Below are 18,119 nucleotides of genomic sequence, written 5' to 3'. Positions count from 1 at the left end.
CGTGTGCGGTATGCCACACGGGGGTGCTTCATGCCATGAAATTTGCCCGCGCTAGCGTTGATCCCCGTTGCAGCTGCTCCCCCCGGGCGTGCTGGAGGGAGAGACACCGTGGATCTGGATGCCGTCATCGGCCCCGCCTGGTACTGCGCGCTGGCACTGGCGGCGGTCCTCGGCGACGCCTTCCTGCCGTTCCTGCCCAGCGGGACGCTGGTGATCCTCGCCGTGCTGAAGACCGCGCACGTGGACGGCTCGCCGCTGCTGCTGGGCGCGGGCGTGGCGGTCGCCTCCTTCCTGGGCGACCTGCTGCTGCTCCAGCTGGCCCGGCGCGGCGCGCCCGCGGTGCACCGCCGGCTGGCCCGGCGGCCGCGGCTGGCGGCGAGCGTCGAGCGGGTGCAGCGGGCGCTGACCGGCCGCACCACCAGCCGGGCGGCGGCGGCCATCGTGATCATCGCGCGCTTCGTGCCGGCCGGGCGGACCGTCCTGGACCTGGCGGTCGGGCACTCCGCGTACCGGCCCTGGACGTTCCTGCGCTGGTCGGCGGTGGCCGCCGTGGTGTGGGCGGCGTACATCGTCAGCCTCGGCTGGTTGAACCTGCACTGGTTCGACACCGCCTGGCTGAGCTTCGTGATCTCCTGCGCGGCGGCCACCGCGATCAGCTCGGTGGTGGTGCAACTCGTCCGGCGGCGGCGCCGGTTGGCGGCCCTGGTAGAGGGCGAGTAGCGGCCTCGACCTCGGGGTTGTCTGTCTCAGGACGGCAACAAGGCGGGCCGTCCGGGAGCCGGGCGGGCCCGGTCGGCGTGATGACCGGGTGAGGGTGGGCGGCGTTGGACCGGCCACCCCGGACATGCCATCCTTGGGTGGCGATACCGTCAAATTGTCCGATTTTGCCAGAAGTTGACCTCCGGAGCCGCGTGTCGGCGTCCGGACCTTCTTTTGGCCGGGCCCACCGTGGCAGGGGAGACCATGAGCAGCATCTCGCGCAGGACAGTGCTGACCGCCACAGCGGCCACGGCGGCCCTCGGCGCCGTCGCGGCCTGTTCCAGCGGGGGCGGCGCGGCGAACCGCCCCGGCTCCGACGCGAAGACCGGGGGCGCCACCGGCGCCGGCAGCGGCAGCCCGTCCGCCGTCAAGGGCACCCCGATCGGCGACGGCTCCACCGCCGACACCGGCACCCAGCCCCACCAGCCCGCCCCCGAGAAGCTCAAGCCGGGCGAGACCCCGCCGCAGTTCGTGGTCTTCTCCTGGGACGGCGCCGGCGCCACCGACGACGGGCAGTTCACCCGCTTCCTCAAGCTCGCCGAGGAGCACAAGGCGACGATGACCTTCTTCCTCTCCGGCATCTACACGCTGCCGAAGGAGAAGTCCTCGCTCTACCACCCGCCGCAGCACCCGGTCGGCGCCTCGGACATCCCGTTCCTGTCCGACAACGCCGTCCGCAACACCATCAAGCTGATCAGCCAGGCGTGGCTGGCCGGCCACGAGATCGGCACCCACTTCAACGGGCACTTCTGCTCCACCCGCTCGGACCACAACGGCGTCAACAAGTGGACGCCGGAGGACTGGGAGAGCGAGATCCAGCAGGCCGTCTCCTTCGTCACCAACTGGAGGACCAACACCGGCTTCACCGACGTCGACCCGCTGCCCTTCGACTACAAGAAGGAGCTGATCGGCGGCCGCACCCCCTGCCTGGAGGGCCAGAAGGCGCTGCTGCCGACCGCCGCCAAGCTGGGCTGGAAGTACGACGCCAGCTCCCCCGGCGGCCTGCAGATCTGGCCGCAGAAGGTCCAGGACGGCAAGATCTGGGACTTCCCGCTGCAGGGCATCCCGTTCCCCGGCCACAGCTTCCAGGTGCTGTCCATGGACTACAACATCCTGGCCAACCAGTCCGGCGGCTCCACCAAGGGCGACCCGTCCAAGTACGGGCAGTGGCGCGACCAGGCCCGCGACTCCTACCTGGCGGGCTTCAACCGGGCCTACACCACCAACCGCGCCCCGCTGTTCGTCGGCAACCACTTCGAGCAGTGGAACGGCGGCATCTACATGGACGCCGTCGAGGAGACCCTCAAGCAGATCGCCGACAAGCCCGACGTCCGGCTGGTCTCGTTCCGGCAGCTGGTCGACTGGCTGGAGGTCCAGGACCAGTCCACCCTCCGCAAGCTGCGCACCCTCAACGTGGGCCAGGCCCCGGCGGGCGGCTGGCAGGCCTTCCTGGGCGGGTAGCGCGCCCGACGCGACGGGGCCGCTCCCGACGCGCAGGGGCCCGGGAAGCAGCACGCTTCCCGGGCCCCTGCGCGTCGGTGCGGCCGGTCAGGGCGCGAGCAGCAGTTCCACCAGCCGGTCGGACCAGATGATCGAGTAGTGGTTGGTGTCCGCGACCGGCTCGGTCGGCACGGTGACCTCCGCGGCCGCCAGCCGGGCCGGGTCGTAGAGGCCCTGGGGCTCGTCCAGCAGGCCGCGCTCGGCGTAGAGCAGCCGGGTCGGGACGCGCTGGCGGTGGACCGCGCCGGCCGCCTCCCCGTCGAGCAGGACCTGGGTGCCGTCGGTGGTGACCGCCTCGTGCACGCAGGAGGAGACCAGGTCGGGGGCCTCGCCGACCAGGTCGCGCTGGGTGTAGGCGTCGAGCTCGTCGGTCCACGGGGCGAACGCGGGGTGGGCCTGCCAGAACTCGCGGTACGCGGCGCGGCTGGCGAAGGTCATCGAGAGCCGGGCCAGTGCGGGGCCGAGGACCGCCGCGAGGGCGTCCTGCTCGCGGACGCCGTCCGGCAGCGGGAAGGTCACCGCGCCGTCCACCAGGGTGAGTTCGGCGACCAGGTGGGGGTGCCGGACGGCGGCCAGCGAGCAGACCCAGGCGCCCATCGAGTGGCCGACCAGCCGGACCGGGCCCGCGTCCAGCGCGGTGACCAGCGCGGCGACGTCCTCGGCGTGCCGGGCCAGGCCCCACGGGCCGGGCAGGTCGCGGCTGGCGGCGCGCCCGCGCAGGTCGGGGGCGTACAGCGCGACCCGGCCGTCGAGCAGCCTGGCCAGCGCGCCCCAGGCCAGCGCGTTGGCCGTGATGCCGTGGACGGCGACCACCACGGGCGCGCCGGGCACGGTCGCGGGCCAGTGCAGGACGGCGAGTTCGCCGCCGTCGACGGGAACGGTTAGCGGCTGGGGGGCGGTCATGCGGCGCCTTCCGGTACGGCGGTGACGGGGACGGCGGTCTTGGCGGCGCGGCCGCCGCGCAGCCGGGCGGGGAGCTTGGCGAGGCCGCCGGGCAGCAGGTAGACCACGGCGACGAAGAGCGTACCGAGCAGGAACAGCGGCTGGGAGAGCGGAACCCGCAGCACCGCGGGCAGCTGGGCGATCGAGTCGGAGTTGGCGAGGTCGCCGAGCCGGTGCGCGGCCCAGGTGTACAGGACGCCGCCGAGCAGCGGGCCCCAGCGGGTGCCGGAGCCGCCGAGCACCACCATCACCAGCAGCGCCAGCGTCGCGTCCGAGCCGGCCGCCTGCGGGGTGGCCCCGCCGGTGAGCAGCAGGTAGACCACGCCGCCCGCGCCGGCCAGCGCGCCGGAGACGGTGAACGCGACCAGCTTGAAGCCGTACGGGCGCAGGCCCAGCACCTCGACGCGGCGCTCGTTCTCCCGGATGCCGGCCCAGATCCGGCCGGTGGGCGAGGAGACCGTCCAGTGCACCACGGCGAGGGTGACCACCAGGTAGGCCAGCGCGATCCAGTACAGGTTGGCGGTGTTCTGGATGCCGATCAGCGCGTCGGGCAGGTGCTCGGCGGGGGCGGAGCGGCCCTCCTCGCCGCCGGTCAGGCCGCCGGGGTTGCGCTGCACCAGGATCGAGCCGGCCTGGGCGAAGGCCAGCGTGACCATCGAGAAGCCGATGCCGGTGACCCGCAGCGACACCGAGCCGAGCAGCAGGGCCAGCGCGACGGTGCAGGCGACGCCGAACAGTGCGGCGGGCACGAAGCCGAGGCCGAACTCGAGCATCGCCAGGTCGGTGGCGTACAGGCCGGTGGCGAAGTACAGCGCGTGCCCGAAGGAGAGCAGCCCGGTGCGTCCCAGCAGCAGGTCGTAGCCGGTGGCGAGGCCGCCGTAGAGCAGGCACAGCGCGATCAGTTGCAGGCTGCCGGGGCTGCCGAGCGGGCCGTCCAGCAGGCCGGGCACCGGCAGGGCGCTGTAGGGCGCGGCGAACAGGACGAGCAGCAGGGCCAGCGGCCACCAGCGCTTGAGGTGGGCGGTCATGCGAGTCTCCCGGTGAGTCCGCGCGGCTTGACGAGCAGCAGGACGGCGAGCAGCACGACCACCGAGAGGTCGCCGAGGCCCGCGGCGGTGTAGTAGTTGGCGAACTGCTGGACCAGGCCGACGCCGACCGAGGCGACGGCGGCGCCGGTGACCGAGCCCATGCCGCCCATCACCACGACGACGAAGGCGAAGATCAGCAGTCCGGTGCCCTGCGAGGGGTTGACCGAGCCGAAGTAGAGGCCGGCCAGCGCCCCGCCGAGCGAGGCGGCGGCGCCGCCGATGGCGAAGACCAGGGTGAACGCCTTGCGGACGTCGATGCCCAGCGCGGTGACCATGGCCCGGTCCTCCACCCCGGCCCGGACGATCAGGCCGTAGCGGGTCCTGGCCAGGAACAGCCGCAGCAGGACCAGCACGACCAGGGCGGCGGCCATCAGCACGAAGCGGTTGACCGGGACGGTGGCGCCGAGCAGGTCGACGGTGCCGGCCAGCGCGGCGGGCTGCGGGAAGGGGCGGGCGTCGGAGCCCCAGATGCCCATCAGCAGGGCGGGCAGGGCGAGGCCGACGCCGACGGTGGCCAGGATCTGGTCCCGGGGGCGGGCGTACAGCGGGCGGATCAGGGCGAGTTCGAGCAGCACGGAGGCGGCGGTGCCGACCAGGGTGCCGAACGGGACGGCCAGCCAGAAGCCCATGCCGCCGTCGGTGGCGGCCCACCAGGCGGCGTAGGCGCCGATCGAGAGCAGCGCGCCGTGGGCGAAGTTGAGCACGTCCATCAGGCCGAAGATCAGCGAGAGGCCGGAGGCGACCAGGAAGTACAGCGCGCCGAGCCCGAGGCCGGTGCAGGCGAGCAGGACGACGGTGTTCATCGGGGCGTCCCCCCAGGGGTGTCGGGCCGGTGGCTGCCGACGCCGAGCAGGCGGCGGGCGGCGTCCTCGTCGGCGAGCAGGGCGCGGGCGTCGCCCTGGTGGGCGGTGCGGCCGTCGGCGAGGACGGCGCAGTGGCCGGCCACCCGGCGGACCAGGGCGAGGTTCTGCTCGACCAGCAGGACGGGGACGGTCTCGGCGGCCCGGGCGAGCACGTCGGCGACCTCGGTGACGATCTTCGGGGCGAGGCCCTTGGTGGGTTCGTCGGCGATGATCAGCCGGTTGCCGTTGAGCAGGGTGCGGGCGATGGCGACCATCTGCTGCTGTCCGCCGGAGAGGGTCCCGGCGGGCTGCCTGTGGCGCTGCTTGAGCTCGGGGAACAGCTCGTGGACCAGGTCGTAGGCGGGGTCGCCGTCGCGTTCGGCCAGCCGCAGGTTCTCCGCGACGCTCAGGCCCGCGAAGATGCCGCGGTCCTCGGGGGCGTAGCCGATGCCGCGGCGCACCACCAGGTGGGTGGGCAGCCCGGCGATGTCCGCGCCGTCGAAGGTGACCGCCCCGGTGCGCGGGACGAGTCCCATGACGGCCTTGACGGTGGTGGTCTTGCCGGCGCCGTTGCGGCCGAGCAGGGCGGTGACGCCGGTGGCGGCGACGTCCAGGTCGACGCCGTGCAGGATGTGCAGGCCGTCGATGACGACCCGCAACTCCCGTACCTGGAGCAGGGGTTCGGTCACAGCGCCTCCCCGAGGTAGGCCCCCTGGACGGTGGCGTCGGCCATCACGGCGTCGGGGGCGTCGAGTGCGAGCAGGGTGCCGTGGTGCATCACGGCGAGCCGGTCGGCCAGGCCGAGCAGCACGTCCATGTGGTGCTCGACCATCAGCACGGTGCGGCCCTGCTCCTGGTGGACGGAGCGGATCAGCTCGACCAGCGCGGGCACCTCCTCGGCGCTGACGCCGGCCATCGGCTCGTCCAGCAGGATCAGCCGGGGCTCGCCGACCAGCAGCACGGCGAGCTCCAGCTTCCGCTTGCCGCCGTGCGAGAGGGACCCGGCGAGGTGGTCGGCGCGGTCGGCGAGGCCGGTGCGCTCCAGGGTCTGCTCGACCTGCTGCCGGTAGTGCCCGGCCCGGCGCCAGATCCGGTAGGAGGCGGCGGGTCCGGCGGCGGCCTGGGCGGCGAGCCGGACGTGCTCGGCGACGGTCAGGCCGGGCCAGAGCGAGGAGGTCTGGAAGGTCCGGCCCAGGCCCCGCCGGGCCCGGGCGGGCACCGGCAGGGCGGTGATGTCGGCGCCGTCGAGGTGGAGGGTGCCGTGGGTGGCGGGGTAGATGCCGGAGACCAGGTTGAACAGGGAGGTCTTGCCCGCCCCGTTCGGGCCGATGAAGGCGACGAACTCGCCCTCGGCGACGTCCAGGCTGACGTCCTGCACGATCGGGACGCCGCGCACGGACCAGCCGAGGCCGTCCAGCCGCAGGACCGGGGCGGGGGTGCTCATCCGGCTCAGCCCGCCGTCTTGGCGACCGGCGGGGCGACCTGGTCGGCGGGCAGGGTCCTGACCGCGGTGGGCTTGGCGTCGGCGCCGGAGCCGGTCAGCTTGACCTGGAACATCGGCTGGAGCAGCGCGTGGTCCTCGGCCCGGACGGTGAGCTTCCCCTTGACGCCGTCGAAGCTCCAGCCCTCCAGGGCCTTCACCAGGGCGTCGGTGTCGGCGTCGGAGCCCTGGTTGGCCTCCAGCGCGTGCACCACCATCTGGGCGGCGGTGAAGCCGTCGGGGGTGAACAGGTCGGGCTTGGAGCCGGCCTTGGCGACCGCGTCGGTCATCGCCTTCTCGGCCTCGGTGCCGGCGGCGCCGCCGAAGTAGTGGTTCAGGAAGTCGATCTTCTCGGCGGCCGGGCCGAACAGCGGGTAGGAGGCGGCCACGTCGAGGCCGGTGACCACCTTGGTCGCGGAGAACACGTCCTGCTGGTTGAGCGAGGTCCACAGCGCGGACGCGGTGTCGCCGGCCCAGGCGACGTACAGCAGGTCGGGCTTGGCGTCCTTGGCCTGGGTGGCGAACGGCGTCAGGTCGGTGGCGGACGGCGGGGCCAGCACGGCGTCCACGGTGGCGCCCTCGCCGCCCAGCACGTCCTTGACTGCGGCCACGTTGGCCTGGCCGAAGGCGTTGTCCTGGGCCAGCACGGTGACCTTCTTGCCCTTGGCGTCGCCGATGAACGAGGCCGCCGCCCTGGTGTCCTGGTAGGACTGGCGGCCGGAGCGGAAGGTGTACTTGTTCAGGCCGGTGACCTTGTCGGCGGCGGCCGGGCCGGAGATGAACAGCACCTTGTTCTGCGCGGCGATCGGGCCGACCTGCAGCGCCACGCCGGACGCCGTCGAACCGGCCAGGATCTTGTAGTTCTTGCCGATCAGGTCCTTGGCCGCGGAGACCGCCTTCGCCGGGTCGCCCGCGTCGTCCTGCTCGGCGACCTCCACCGGGTGGCCGTCCACCGCGCCGGTGCCCTTGGTGGCGTACGCCAGGCCCGCCTTGAAGCCCTCCAGGTACTGCTTGCCGTAGGCGGCCAGCGGGCCGGTCTTCGAGTACACCAGGCCGACCTTGACCGGGCTCTTGTCGCCCCCGCCGCTCCCGGCCCCGGTCGAGGTGCCCGCGGTGCCGGCCTTCGCGCAGCCCGCGGCGAGCAGCACGCAGGCGGCCAGTGCGGCGAACTTCCGGACGGGGCGTCTGCGGGTGGCGTCCGTGAGTGGCATGGTGGGGGGCTCCTGACGTGCCGGTGCTGGTGGGATGCCGGAACCGTAGGGGTGCGCTCCCCCGGACGACATGTGACGAGCCCACACATCGGCCGCCCGCACTGCGTGGCCCGCCGCCATGTCGCGGCGGCCGGCGGCCGGGAGTGTGCGGGGCTCACATGGTGCGCGTCCGCACCATGGCGCCGTCCGCCATGGAAAGCCCCGGGGCCTGCGGGGAGGGTGGTGCGCCAGTCAGCCCCTCCCCCTGGTTAAGGCGGCCCCCTTGGACAAGGTCCTGGACTCCCCGGCCCGCGCGGTCGAGGACATTCCCGACGGCGCACTGCTCGCGGTCGGCGGCTTCGGCCTGTGCGGCATCCCGTCCACCCTGATCGGCGCCCTGGTCGACGCCGGCACCACCGGCCTGCGGGTGGTCTCCAACAACTGCGGGGTCGACGACTGGGGCCTGGGCCTGCTGCTGCGGGCCGGCCGGATCGCCCGGATGACCTCCAGCTACGTCGGGGAGAACAAGGAGTTCGCCCGGCAGTACCTGAACGGCGAACTCGAGGTCGAACTCACCCCGCAGGGCACCCTGGCCGAGCGGCTGCGGGCCGGCGGCGCCGGCATCCCGGCCTTCTACACCCCCGCCGGGGCCGGGACCCAGGTCGAGGAGGGCGGCCTGCCCTGGCGCTACGCCCCCGGCGGCGGCGCGGTCGCGGTGGCCTCCCCGCCCAAGGAGGTCCGGGAGTTCGGCGGCCGCCGCCACCTGCTGGAGGAGGCGATCCGCGCCGACTTCGCACTGGTGCGCGCCGAGGTCGCCGACCGGCACGGCAACTGCGTCTTCCACGCCGCCGCCCGCAACTTCAACCCGCTGTGCGCCACCGCCGGCCGGACCACGGTGGTCGAGGCCGACCGGATCGTCGAGGCGGGCGAGCTCCCGCCGGACGCCGTCCACCTGCCCGGCGTCTACGTCGACCGGATCGTCGCCGCCGACCCGGCCGACCGCCGGATCGAACGGCGCACCGTCAGCAGCCCCGCCGCCCCCGAGGAGTCCCGATGACCGCCGCCCTCGACCCCCGCGACGCGCTCGCCGCCCGGGCCGCCCGCGAACTGCGCGACGGCCAGTACGTCAACCTCGGCATCGGCCTGCCCACCCTGGTCCCCGGCCACCTGCCGCCCGGCGTGCACGTCGTCCTGCACTCCGAGAACGGCATCCTCGGCACCGGCCCCTACCCGGCGGACGCCGACGTCCACCCCGACCTGATCAACGCCGGCAAGGAGACCGTCACCGTCAACCCCGGTGCGGCGTACTTCGATTCGGCGTTCTCCTTCGGCATGGTGCGCTCCGGGCGGATCGACGTCTCGGTGCTCGGTGCGATGCAGGTCTCCGCCCGCGGCGACCTCGCCAACTGGATGATCCCCGGCAAGATGGTCAAGGGCATGGGCGGCGCGATGGACCTGGTCCACGGCGCCCGCCGGCTGATCGTCGTCATGGAGCACACCGCGAAGGACGGCAGCCCGAAGATCGTCGACGAGCTGAGCCTGCCCGCCACCGGCCGCGCCGTCGTCCACCGCGTCGTCACCGACCTCGCCACCCTCGACGTCACCCCCGAGGGCCTGCGCCTGGTCTCCCTCGCGGACGGCGTCACCCTCGCCGACGTGCGCGCCGCGACCGAGCCGCCGGTGCTGGCCTGAGCCCGCGACGGAGGGGGCCCGCCGTTCCCGGCGGGCCCCCTCCGTCCTGCGGTCGGCCCTTGGTTCCGTCCTGCGGTCAGCCCTTGGTGTTCGGGATCTGCCAGTCGATCGCCTTCTGGCCGAAGCCCTCCAGGGCCTCGTTGATCTGCGAGAACGGCTTGCTGCCGAGGAACAGCTTCGCGGACAGCGGCGACGGGTGCGCGCCCTGGACCACCACGTGGCGCTCGGTGTCGATCAGCGGGAGCTTCTTCTTCGCGTAGCCGCCCCAGAGCACGAACACGCAGGGCTCCTCGCGGGCGCTGACCGCCTTGATCACCGCGTCGGTGAACTTCTCCCAGCCCTTGTTCTTGTGCGAGTTGGCCTCGTGCGCCCGCACCGTGAGCACCGCGTTGAGCAGCAGCACGCCCTGCTCGGCCCACGGCATCAGGTACCCGTTGTCCGGCACGGTCAGGCCGAGGTCGGTGCCGAGCTCCTTGTAGATGTTGCGCAGCGACGGCGGGGTCCTGACGCCGGGCAGCACCGAGAAGCTCATGCCGTGCGCCTGGCCGTTGTCGTGGTAAGGGTCCTGGCCGAGGATCAGCACCTTGACGTCCTGGTAGGGCACCGCCTCCAGCGCCGCGAACTCCTGCCCGGCCGGCGGGAACACCTCGTGCTCGGCGCGCTCGGCGGCCAGGAACTCCGCCAGCTGCGCGAAGTAGGGCTTGCCGGTCTCCTCGGCGAGCACTCCCCGCCAGGACTCGGGCAGCTCCGGCACGCCGCCCGCGGACGTCTCGGCCAGCTCCGTCACGTTGTACCTCCCACCGGCCGCGCCGCACGGCGGCCGCTCTTGACTCGTGCGTTCCGCGGGCCCGTCCCGGACCCACCGCGGTGAACGCTACACAGTCGCGCCGACAGCCCGCGCCGCCCGCCGCAACTCCCCCGCACCGCAAGCCCCTTGGCGTACGACCGCGACGCCCGCCCGCCCGGCCCGGCCGTCGCCGCCCGGCTCCGGACGCCCGTGCGAGGTCCCTGCCGGAGCGTCCGCACGGAGCGCTATCTTTGCGGTGGCGACCCGTGCCCCGCCGTGGGGGCGGGACGGGGACGGGCCCGGGGAGCGGGGCCCGGCAGTGGAAGCAGTGACGGGCGCGGCCGGCCGTGCCACGGGGGAAGGAAAACCGCGATGAACGAACCCTCCAACGACAGCGGTGCGTCCGGCGCCGCGGTGGGCGGCGCCATCGGCGCGGTGGTCGGCGGCGTGGCGGCGGCCGCGCTGGTCGCCCAGACCCAGGCCCTGATCGGCCAGGTCGGCGCCGCCGCGGTCAAGGTCGAGGTGGAGAACCTGCAGACCTTCAAGAAGCGGGTCGACGACCTGCTCAGCACGCTGGACAGCTCGGCCGCGGGCCAGGGCACGATCTCCCGGCAGCAGCTGGCGCCCGGCCAGCTCGGCCAGGACTTCGGCCAGGCCGGCGACCTGATGAGCTCCTACACCACGGTGCACGCCAACCTGGACCAGCTCTCCAGGACGCTGTCCATGCAGATCGAGGCGATGAGCGCCAGCATCGACATGGCGGCCCGGGGCTACCAGAACGCGGACGCCGCGCAGCAGGAGAAGTTCCAGTCGCTGCTGAACCGGACGGGCGCCCAGTCGCAGCTCCCGCCGGCCGGCGGAGCGCAGGCCCGGGCCGGGCAGCAGCAGCCCGGCCACCCGGCCGCGGCGCCCGGCAGCAGCGTCCAGCAGGGCTCGTACTGACCGCCCGGTCCGACCACAGCACAGGGGGAGAGAACCGATGGAACTCGAAGAGTCGAGACTGGTCCGGATCCAGCCGGGCGAGATAGGCCGCGCCAGCCACGAACAGCTGGTCGCCATGATCGAGAACGCCAACCCGTTCGCGGTGTCCGGCGTCGGGCAGCAACTGATCGACGCCGCCCAGCAGATGGACCAGATCAGCGAGGAGCTGCACACCCACATCAGCAGCCTCGACTGGGAGGGCCGGGCCGCCGACAGCTTCAAGGACTGGGGCACCCAGGTCTCCCGTTCCACCATGGACCTGGCCACCTACTCGCGGAACGCCGGCACCCACATGACCTCGGCCGGCGACACCCTCAGCACCGTCAAGTACGGCCTGCCCCCGGTGCCGTACGACGACATGGAGACCGTGCGCCGCTACGAGGCGCAGGACAACACGGCCGCGACCATCGGCGGCGCCGTCATCGGCGGCGTGGTCATGCCGGGCATCGGCGCCGCCGCGGGCGGCTACCTCGGCGGCAAGATGGCCGGGATGCTCGACCCGAACTGGGTCACCGAGGAACAGGCCCGCGCCGCGTCCGACCGGGTCTTCCAGGCGCACCAGGAGGCCATCACGCAGATGGAGCGCCTGAGCCAATCGTACGAGTACGCGAGCACCCGGCTCAACTCGGCCGCGGTGCCCTCCTTCCCGGCCCCGCCGGGATCGCAGCGGTCCGACCGTCTGCAAGAGGTGCCGATCGACGGCGGCAACGGCCGCGGCGGTGGCGGTGGCGGCGGCACCACGCCGCCCCAGCCGCCGACCTGGACGCCGCCCGGCGGGGGCGGGGGCGGCACGACCACGCCTCCTCCGACGGTGGTGCCGCCCCCGCCGAGCCCGCCGCACCTGATCCGGCACCCCGGCCCGGTGCCGACCCCGCACCCCTACCCGACGCCGGTCCCGCCGCCCCCGGTCACGCCGCCGGGCGGTCCCACCCCGGTGACCCCGGACCCGCCGCCGCTGAAGATCGACCACCTGCCGCCGACCCCGACGGTCCCCGGCCCGGGCGGCGGCGGTGACGGTGGTGGTGGCCTGATCGGCGGTGGCGGCGGTGGCGGCGGCCTGATCGGCGGTGGCGGCGGTGGCGGCGGCCTGATCGGCGGTGGCGGCGGTGGCGGCGGTCTCAGCGGGGGCGGAGGCGGCGGTGGTTACACCGGCGGCCTGGTCCCGGGCCTGGGCGGCGGCGGTGCGCTCGGCGGCAGCGGCGCGGGCGGCGGCCGGGCCACCGGCGGCGGCACGGCCGGGACGACCGGCGCGGGTGCCCGGGCCGGCACCGGCACCGGCGCCTCGTCGGGCACCGCGGGCGCGACCGGCCAGACCGGCCGGGCGGGTGCCGCGGGCGCGGGCGGCATGGGCGGCGTGCACGGCAGTGGCGGCGCGGGCGGCGCCCGTGGCGGGGCCGGCGGTTCGCGCGGCAGCGGGTTGGTGAACCGCGCGGGCGGCACCGTCGGCGCGAGCCGCGGCGCGGGCGGGCGCGGCGAGTTCACCCCGGGCGGGACCGGCCTGCGCGGCCGGGCCGAGCGGGGCGCGGACGGCCGGGCCGGCGGCTCCTTCGGCGGCGGGCACGGCGGCGGCAGCGCCAACCGCAAGGGCAAGGCCCAGGGCAACCGTCCGGACTACCTGACCGAGGACGAGAACACCTGGACGTCCGGGATGGGCCCGGTCAATCCGAACGTGATCGAGTAGTGACCGGTTCGACGGCCCGGTCGCGGGGGCTGCGGCTCCCGCGGCCGGGCCGAACTGTGCGCCGGGGCCGCCCCGGTGGACGTGGCGAGGGACGAGGGAGCGTGTGATGCGGGGAACGGGCAGGGCAGGACGGGGGCGGCGGTTCGCCGCCGCGGCGGCGGTCGGCGCCGTCCTGTGGGGGTGGACGGCCGGACCCGCGTCGGCCGCAGACTCGATCCGCGCGCAGGAGTGGCACCTGGACGCCATGCACGCCGACGAGATGTGGCGGACCAGCACCGGCAAGGGCATCACGGTCGCGGTGGTCGACACCGGCGTGCAGGCCGACGCCCCCGATTTGGCCGGCCAGCTCGTGCCGGGCACCGACCTCAGCGGCCTGCCGGAAGGGGCGCTCGCCGATCCGGCCGGCCACGGGACCCACATGGCCAGCGACATCGCCGGTACCGGGAAGAACCTGAACGGCCAGGGCGCGTACGGTCTCGCGCCCGGAGCGAAGATCCTCCCCGTCAAGATCAACGACTCCGGCGGCGGCAGCACCGAGAACGACGACCGGTACGTGGACCAGCTCTCCCGGGGCATCACCTACGCGGCCGACCACGGCGCCAAGGTCGTCAACGTCTCCCAGGGCATCGGCGGGCTCAGCCCCGCCAACCGCAACAAGCTCCAGGCCGCCGTCGACCACGCCCGCGACCGGGGTGCGCTGGTGATCGCCGCGGCCGGCAACAGCGGCGACAGCGGCAACGGCGTCCAGTTCCCCGCCGCGCTGCCCGGCGTGGTCGGCGTGGCCGGCACCGACCGGGACGCGAAGGCCTGGTCGAAGTCGCAGCACGGCCCGCAGGTGGTGCTGGCCGCCCCGGCGGTGGAGATCTACGGCGCCTGCACCAGCGGGTCCGGCTACTGCAAGGGCGACGGCACCTCCGACTCCACCGCCCTGACCTCGGCCTCCGCCGCGCTGATCTGGTCGGTGCACCCGGACTGGACGGCCAACCAGGTGCTGCGGGTGATGATCAACACCGCGAGCAACCCGGAGGAGCGCAGCGACTACCTGGGCTACGGCGTCATCCGGCCCCGGATCGCCCTGACCAGCCCGGGCGACCCCGGCCCGGCGGACGTCAGCCCGCTGCCCGGCGCAGGCGCAGGTGCCGCGGCCTCGCCCGGGGCCGGGAAGTCGGGCGCGGCGGACCAGCCGGGCGGGGCGGCGAGCGACGCCGCGAGTGCCGCGCCGGAGGGGTCCGCGCCCGCGGAGTCCTCGGCGCCCGAGGCGACCGGGCAGCAGTCCTCCGGATCGGGCAGCCTCCCGCTGGTCGTCGGCGGCGCGGTGGCGGGCGTCCTGGTGCTGGTGCTCGTGGCGGTGCTGGTCGTCCGGCGCAACCGCTCCACCGGCCCGGGCCCGGTGCCGCCGGGCGCCCCGTACGGCGTGCCGCCGCAGCAGCAGCCGTACGCCCCGCAGCCGCCCGCGCCGCAGCCCTACGGCCAGCAGCCCGCCGCGCCGCCCGCCGCCCCGCCCGGGTACGGCCAGCAGCCGCCGTACGGCCGACCCGCCGCGCCGCCCGCCGCGCCCCCCGGGTACGGCCAGCAGCCGCCGTACGGGCAGCAGCCGCCGCCCTCGGGCGGGAACCCGTACGCGAACTGACGCCGCAGCGGCCCGGACGGCGGGCGGCCCGGAGTGCCCGGGCCGCCCGCCGTCGGCGTTCACCGGCTTCCCGCTCCCCGTCCCGGGCCCCGCGGGTCCTGGTCCGCGGGGGTGTCCGCGCAGGTGTCCGCGGGCGCGGACGCCCCTGTGTCCGGCCGGTCGGGACGACTAGGCTGATCGGCGTTGGGGCAGCCTGTGGCGCCCGACCGGCCAGTGGTGTCCGGTCGGAGCGATCACGAAGATCGTTCGACCTGTGCAAGACCAAGGAGACACCCACGTGGCAGACCGCAAGCCCATCGAGACCTGGCTGACCGACATGGACGGAGTCCTCATCCACGAGGGCGTGCCGATCCCCGGGGCCGATGCCTTCATCAAGCGGCTGCGTGAGTCCGGGAAGCCCTTCCTGGTGCTCACCAACAACTCGATCTACACCCAGCGCGACCTGCACGCCCGCCTGGCCCGGATGGGCCTGGACGTGCCCGCCGAGCACATCTGGACCTCCGCCCTGGCCACCGCGAAGTTCCTGGACGACCAGCGTCCGGGCGGCACCGCGTACGTGATCGGCGAGGCCGGCCTGACCACCGCGCTGCACGACGTCGGCTACGTGCTGACCGACACCGCACCGGACTTCGTGGTGCTGGGCGAGACCCGGACGTACTCCTTCGAGGCGATGACCAAGGCCGTCCGCCTGATCAACGACGGTGCCCGGTTCATCGCCACCAACCCGGACGAGACCGGCCCGTCCGCCGAGGGCGCGCTGCCCGCGACCGGCGCGGTGGCCGCGCTGATCACCAAGGCGACCGGCGTGGAGCCGTACTTCGTGGGCAAGCCGAACCCGCTGATGATGCGGGCCGGCCTGAACGCGATCGGCGCGCACTCCGAGCACAGCGCGATGATCGGCGACCGGATGGACACCGACATCGTCTCCGGCATGGAGGCCGGCATGTCGACCTTCCTGGTGCTGACCGGTCTGACCCAGGCCGCCGACGTCGACCGCTTCCCGTACCGGCCGACCCAGGTGGTCAACTCGATCGCCGACCTGGTCGAACTGGTCTGACCCGCCCCCGCAGGGCCCCGGCGAACGCCTCGCCGGGGCCCTCCGCCGTGCCGCCGCCGTGCCGACGTCAGGCCAGGTCGCGGGCGTCGGCGCCGGGCAGCCAGTCGCGGTCGGGGCGGTACTCCAGCCAGCGGCGTTCGCGGCCGCGTTCGGCGAAGGCGCGCAGCAGGGCGGGGACGGCGGGGTGCGGGCGTTCGCGGTGCCAGACCAGGGACCAGGCGTACAGCGGGACGGGGTCCACCAGCGGGCGGACGGCCAGGCCGGGCGGGACGGCGAGCGGGAGTTCGGCGGGCAGCAGGGTGCAGCCGTCGGGGACGGTGCGGACCCGGTCGAGCAGGTGGGCGAGGCCGAGGTTGGCCTCGCCGGGCAGCAGCGGGACGCCGAAGTGCGCGCCGAACCGGGCCAGGAAGTCCAGCCGGGCCGGGTCGGCGGGCAGCACCAGCCGCAGCGCGGCCAGGTCGGCGGGGCGCAGCCGGTCGGCGCGGGCCAGCGGGTGGTCGGCGGGCAGCACCGCGTCGACGGGTTCCAGCCGGACCAGCCGGTGCGCCAACTCCCCTCCGGCGCCCGGCTGGTGGCGGCCGAACCCGGCGGCGCTCTCGCCCCGGACCAGGGCGGCGGCGACCGCGTCGAGGTCCCGGGCGGGGCCGACCTCGACGGTCAGTCCGGGGGCGGCGGCGAGCGCGTCGCGCACGGTGCGCAGCGGCTCGAACAGGTGGCCCCAGACGTCCAGCCGGGCGGGTGCGGCCCGCTGCCGGACGGCGGCGAGGGCGGCCTGCCCGGCGGCCAGTGCGGCCCGCGCGGGGTCGAGCAACCGCCGTCCGGCGTCGGTGAGTTGCACGGCGGTGGGGCCGCGGTCGAGCAGCTGGACGCCCAACTCCCGTTCCAGGGCGGCGATCCGCTTGGAGGCGGCCTGCTGGGTGATCGCCAACTGCTCGGCGGCGCGCCCGAAGTGGCGCTGCTCGGCGACTGCGACGAAGGCCCGCAGCTGCCGGAGGTCGGGGTCGTCCATCGGGCCATCATCGCCGACAACCGGCGGTTGTCACAGGGCCGTTCCGGTTGTTGGACCCTCCCGGGGCCCGGGCCGTTGACTGGGTGCAGCACCGAGCGAGTCGGTCCCCACGAGAGGAAGTGCCCTGATGAAGGCCCTGGTTCCGGCGCACGGCACGGTCGAGTTCGCCGAGGTCCCGCAGCCCGAGCCACGCCCCGGCGAGGTGCTGGTGAAGGTCGACGCGTTCTCGGTGAACCGCGGCGAGACCTTCCTGCTGGAGGATCCCCCGCCGCACTGGCGGCCCGGCAAGGACGTCGCCGGGCTGGTCGTGCAGGCCGCCGCGGACGGCACCGGCCCGGCGGTCGGGCAGCGGGTGGTGGCGCACCCGCCGGGCGCGGGCTGGGCGGAGTACGCGGCGGTGCGCACGGACGCGCTGGCGGTGCTGCCCGAGCGGCTGGCCGCCCCGACCGCCGCCGCCCTGCCGCTGGCCGGCCTGACCGCGCTGCGGCTGCTGCGCGCGGCGGGCCCGGTGACCGGGCGGCGGCTGCTGCTGACCGGCGCGTCCGGCGGCGTCGGCCACTACGTCACCGAGTTGGCGGCGGCGGCCGGGGCGCAGCTGACGGTCGTCACCGCGAACGCCGAACGCGGTTCCCGGCTGCGGGAGTTGGGCGCGGCCGAGGTGGTGCACGAGGTGGCCGGGGCGCGCGGCCCGTACGACCTGGTGCTGGAGTCGACCGGCGGCGCGGAGCTGCCCCGGGCGCTGGCGCTGCTCGCCCCGCGCGGCCGGCTGCTGTGGTTCGGGCAGGCGTCCCGCGAGCCGGTCCGGCTGGACTTCTTCGCCCTGCTGAACGGCCCGGTCTCGGCCACCGTCCGGCACTTCAGCTACGCGGACGTCGACCACCCGGACGGGGACGACCTGCGCACCCTGGTCCGGCTGACCGAGCAGGGCCGGCTGCACCCCGAACTCGGCCTGGTCGACGACTGGCGGCACACCGCGGAGGCGATCGCCGCCCTGCGCGGCCGGCGCGTGCGCGGCAACACCGTCCTCACCCTCAACTGACCTTCCACACAAGGAGATCCGTCATGAACACCGACCCCCGTACCGTCGTCACCGACTACGTGGCCGCGGTGGCCCGCGGCGACGCGGACGCCATCCGGGACGCCTTCACCGAGGACGTGGTCTGGAGCTACCCGGGCGACCTGCCGCTGAGCGGCGAGTGGCGCGGCCGGACGGCCGTCGTCGAGGACTTCCTCGGCTCGGTCGGCGGCGTCTTCGAACCCGGCACGGCCGTCGAGGTCGCCCTGGTCGGCACGCCGATCGCCGAGGGCGACCGGGTGGTCGCCGAGTGGACCTCGCGCGGCACCACCGTGCACGGCCGCCGCTACGACAACCGCTGCCTGGGCGTCTTCACCGTCCGGGACGGCCGGATCGCCGCCGTCCGCGAGTACACCGACACCCGGCACGTCGCCGAGACCCTGTTCCCGAACGGCGGGTGACCGCC

The 18,119-nt window shown here is 74.7% G+C and carries 18 protein-coding genes; 10 read left to right on the top strand and 8 right to left on the bottom strand.

Annotated features, from left to right (window positions below; translation table 11 throughout):
* Positions 1–108 precede the first annotated feature (108 nt).
* Complete coding sequence (locus EDD39_RS12125) at positions 109–720, top strand: VTT domain-containing protein (protein ID WP_162869998.1); 612 nt, start codon at positions 109–111, stop codon at positions 718–720.
* A 243-nt stretch (positions 721–963) separates the two neighbouring features.
* Complete coding sequence (locus EDD39_RS12120; protein WP_123555517.1) at positions 964–2,220, top strand: polysaccharide deacetylase family protein; 1,257 nt, start codon at positions 964–966, stop codon at positions 2,218–2,220.
* A gap of 87 nt (positions 2,221–2,307) precedes the next feature.
* On the opposite strand, the gene EDD39_RS12115 is transcribed toward EDD39_RS12120, so the two are convergent.
* Genes EDD39_RS12115 through EDD39_RS12090 form a run of 6 tightly spaced genes read right to left on the bottom strand, consistent with a single transcriptional unit; the run spans position 2,308 to position 7,822 of the window.
* Complete coding sequence (locus tag EDD39_RS12115) at positions 2,308–3,162, bottom strand: alpha/beta hydrolase (RefSeq protein WP_123555515.1); 855 nt, start codon at positions 3,160–3,162, stop codon at positions 2,308–2,310.
* Complete coding sequence (locus tag EDD39_RS12110) at positions 3,159–4,229, bottom strand: branched-chain amino acid ABC transporter permease (protein WP_123555513.1); 1,071 nt, start codon at positions 4,227–4,229, stop codon at positions 3,159–3,161. The genes EDD39_RS12115 and EDD39_RS12110 overlap by 4 nt, the downstream gene beginning before the upstream one ends.
* On the bottom strand, positions 4,226–5,092 hold the full coding sequence (locus EDD39_RS12105; RefSeq protein WP_123555511.1) for a branched-chain amino acid ABC transporter permease: 867 nt from the start codon (positions 5,090–5,092) through the stop codon (positions 4,226–4,228). Before EDD39_RS12105 ends, EDD39_RS12110 begins: the two co-directional genes overlap by 4 nt.
* Positions 5,089–5,820, bottom strand: a complete 732-nt coding sequence (locus EDD39_RS12100; protein WP_123555509.1) for an ABC transporter ATP-binding protein — start codon at positions 5,818–5,820, stop codon at positions 5,089–5,091. Before EDD39_RS12100 ends, EDD39_RS12105 begins: the two co-directional genes overlap by 4 nt.
* Positions 5,817–6,575 (bottom strand): ABC transporter ATP-binding protein, encoded by a 759-nt coding sequence (locus tag EDD39_RS12095; protein WP_123555507.1) that lies wholly within the window; start codon positions 6,573–6,575, stop codon positions 5,817–5,819. Before EDD39_RS12095 ends, EDD39_RS12100 begins: the two co-directional genes overlap by 4 nt.
* Before the next feature lie 5 nt (positions 6,576–6,580).
* Positions 6,581–7,822, bottom strand: coding sequence for a substrate-binding domain-containing protein (locus EDD39_RS12090; protein ID WP_123555505.1), 1,242 nt, complete (start codon positions 7,820–7,822; stop codon positions 6,581–6,583).
* Positions 7,823–8,084: 262 nt separating this feature from the next.
* On the opposite strand from EDD39_RS12090, the gene EDD39_RS12085 reads away from it, so the two are divergent.
* Positions 8,085–8,858 carry a CoA transferase subunit A gene (locus EDD39_RS12085; protein ID WP_123555504.1) on the top strand — a complete coding sequence of 258 codons (774 nt, stop codon included), beginning with the start codon at positions 8,085–8,087 and terminating at the stop codon, positions 8,856–8,858.
* Positions 8,855–9,493, top strand: a complete 639-nt coding sequence (locus EDD39_RS12080; protein WP_123555502.1) for a 3-oxoacid CoA-transferase subunit B — start codon at positions 8,855–8,857, stop codon at positions 9,491–9,493. The genes EDD39_RS12085 and EDD39_RS12080 overlap by 4 nt, the downstream gene beginning before the upstream one ends.
* Before the next feature lie 76 nt (positions 9,494–9,569).
* Here the strand turns inward: EDD39_RS12080 and EDD39_RS12075 are convergent, their stop codons facing one another.
* Positions 9,570–10,280, bottom strand: a complete 711-nt coding sequence (locus tag EDD39_RS12075; protein WP_244256689.1) for a uracil-DNA glycosylase — start codon at positions 10,278–10,280, stop codon at positions 9,570–9,572.
* A 372-nt stretch (positions 10,281–10,652) separates the two neighbouring features.
* On the opposite strand from EDD39_RS12075, the gene EDD39_RS12070 reads away from it, so the two are divergent.
* The 4 genes from EDD39_RS12070 (at position 10,653) to EDD39_RS12055 (ending at position 15,629) form a co-directional block, all read left to right on the top strand.
* The gene (locus EDD39_RS12070; RefSeq protein ID WP_123555500.1) at positions 10,653–11,222 is read left to right on the top strand and encodes a hypothetical protein; all 570 of its coding nucleotides are present in this window, start codon (positions 10,653–10,655) and stop codon (positions 11,220–11,222) included.
* A gap of 37 nt (positions 11,223–11,259) precedes the next feature.
* Positions 11,260–12,942: a WXG100 family type VII secretion target gene (locus EDD39_RS12065; protein WP_123555498.1), complete on the top strand. Its 1,683-nt coding sequence runs from the start codon at positions 11,260–11,262 to the stop codon at positions 12,940–12,942.
* A 106-nt stretch (positions 12,943–13,048) separates the two neighbouring features.
* Entirely contained in the window at positions 13,049–14,572 is a 1,524-nt protein-coding gene (gene mycP, locus EDD39_RS12060; RefSeq protein ID WP_123555496.1) for a type VII secretion-associated serine protease mycosin, read from the top strand.
* A gap of 277 nt (positions 14,573–14,849) precedes the next feature.
* A complete protein-coding gene (locus EDD39_RS12055) occupies positions 14,850–15,629 on the top strand; it encodes an HAD-IIA family hydrolase (RefSeq protein ID WP_123555494.1) in 780 nt (259 codons plus the stop codon).
* A gap of 67 nt (positions 15,630–15,696) precedes the next feature.
* On the opposite strand, the gene EDD39_RS12050 is transcribed toward EDD39_RS12055, so the two are convergent.
* Positions 15,697–16,638 (bottom strand): LysR family transcriptional regulator, encoded by a 942-nt coding sequence (locus tag EDD39_RS12050; protein ID WP_123555493.1) that lies wholly within the window; start codon positions 16,636–16,638, stop codon positions 15,697–15,699.
* Positions 16,639–16,765: 127 nt separating this feature from the next.
* Between EDD39_RS12050 and EDD39_RS12045 the strand changes: the two genes are divergently transcribed.
* Positions 16,766–17,677 (top strand): zinc-binding dehydrogenase, encoded by a 912-nt coding sequence (locus tag EDD39_RS12045; RefSeq protein ID WP_123555491.1) that lies wholly within the window; start codon positions 16,766–16,768, stop codon positions 17,675–17,677.
* Between the two features lie 23 nt (positions 17,678–17,700).
* Entirely contained in the window at positions 17,701–18,114 is a 414-nt protein-coding gene (locus EDD39_RS12040) for a nuclear transport factor 2 family protein (protein ID WP_030459858.1), read from the top strand.
* Positions 18,115–18,119 lie beyond the last annotated feature (5 nt).

The sequence above is a fragment of the Kitasatospora cineracea genome, from assembly GCF_003751605.1.
GTDB classification, from domain to species: domain Bacteria; phylum Actinomycetota; class Actinomycetes; order Streptomycetales; family Streptomycetaceae; genus Kitasatospora; species Kitasatospora cineracea.
This window is presented reverse-complemented; position numbering and strand designations above follow the sequence as displayed.